The following is a 1,679-nucleotide window of genomic DNA, read 5'->3' on the forward strand; positions in this document are numbered from 1 at the left end:
CCCGCCCCCTGATCGCGATCCCCGCCCGCTTCTCCGCCACCACCTCGGCCCTGCGCCACACCGCCTCGATCAGAGCGCGGGCGTTGACCTCGGCGGCGTGGCGCAGGGCCGAGGTGGTGGCGGAGAAGCGGGCGGGGATCGCGATCAGGGGGCGGGAGGTCACAGCTGGATCCAGGTGGTCTTCAGTTCGGTGTACTTCTCCAGGGCGTGCGCGGACTTGTCGCGTCCGTTGCCCGACTGCTTCATGCCGCCGAAGGGGACGGTCAGGTCGCCCTCCTCGTAGCAGTTGACCCACACGGTGCCGGCCCTGAGCGCGCGGGACACCTGGTGCGCGGTGGACAGATCGGAGGTCCACAGGCCCGCGGCCAGGCCGTACTCGGTGGCGTTGGCCAGGGTCACGGCCTGGTCGAGGTCGTCGAAGGTGAGCACGGACAGCACGGGGCCGAAGATCTCCTCGCGGGCCAGGGCGCTGTCGGGGCCGACCCGGTCGAAGACGGTGGGCTCCAGGTAGACGCCGCCGGTCTCGGTCAGGGTCCGCGCGCCTCCGGTGCGCAGCCGGGCGCCGTCGCCGGAGCCGCGGTGGATGTGCTCCAGCACGCGGCCGAGGTGGTCCTCCGAGACCAGTGCGCCCATCTGCGTGGCCGGGTCGAGCGGGTCGCCGACGCGCAGGGCGCGGGCGCGTTCGACGACGGCGTCGGTGACCTGTTCGGCGACGGAGGTGTGCACCAGCAGCCGGGAGGGGGCGGTGCACATCTCGCCCTGGTTGAAGAAGATGCCCCAGGCGGCGGTGGCCGCGGCCGTCGCCAGGTCGGGGGCGTCGGGCAGGACGATGTTGGGGGACTTGCCGCCCAGCTCCAGCCAGACGCGTTTGAGGTTGGAGTCCGCGGCGTACCGCAGGAAGTGGCGGCCCACCGCGGTGGAGCCGGTGAAGGCCAGGACGTCCACGTCGGGGTGGAGCCCCAGGGCCCGTCCCGCCACCGGGCCGTTGCCGCCGACGACGTTCAGCACGCCCGCGGGCAGCCCGGCCTCGGCGGCGACGCGGCCCAGCAGCAGCGCGGAGAGCGGGGAGTTCTCGGAGGGTTTGAGGACGACCGTGCAGCCGGCGGCGAGCGCGGGGGCGACCTTCCAGCCGGCGAGGGTCAGCGGGAAGTTCCAGGGGACCACCGCGCCGACCACGCCGGCCGGCTCGCGGGTGACGAGTGCGAGCGCGTCCGGGGAGGTGTGGGGCGAGGTGTCGGTGAGTTTGTCGGCCAGTTGCCCGTACCAGCGGAAGGTGTCGATGACCGCCCGCAGTTCGATGTCGTGGGCGTCGGTGATCGGTTTGCCCGTCTCCAGGCTGACGGTGAGGGCGAGTTCCGCGCGCCGCTCCTGCAGCAGGTCGGCGATGCGCAGCAGGACCCGTCCGCGGTCGGCCGGTGACAGGCGCGGCCAGGGACCGGAGTCGAAGGCGCGGCGGGCGGCGGCCACGGCGGCGTCCACCTCGGCGGTGCCGCCGTCGGCGACCTCGGTCAGCACCCGGCCGTCCCGGGGCGAGACCACGGGGAAGGTGGCGCCGCCACCGGCCTCGTCGGCGCCGTCGATGAAGTGGGTGCGCGGCGGGCGCAGGTGCTCGGCGCGCTGGAGCCATGTGTCGTGGGTGACCGTGGGGGTGAGGGTGGGCATGGGCATGAGCGGTCCTC

1 protein-coding gene is annotated in these 1,679 nt (G+C 74.0%); it reads right to left on the reverse strand.

Annotated elements, in window-relative coordinates; translation table 11 throughout:
* Positions 1–159: 159 nt before the first annotated feature.
* Entirely contained in the window at positions 160–1,662 is a 1,503-nt protein-coding gene (locus GV126_RS34550) for an aldehyde dehydrogenase (protein WP_159675250.1), read from the reverse strand.
* Positions 1,663–1,679: the final 17 nt, after the last annotated feature.

This window comes from Streptomyces mexicanus, from assembly GCF_902506575.1.
Classification (GTDB): Bacteria; Actinomycetota; Actinomycetes; order Streptomycetales; family Streptomycetaceae; genus Streptomyces; species Streptomyces mexicanus.

Bases quoted from the DNA above. Each gene is read 5' to 3' on its own strand.
- GV126_RS34550 (WP_159675250.1), bottom strand. From the start codon at position 1,662: ATGCCCACCCTCACCCCCACGGTCACCCACGACACATGGCTCCAGCGC.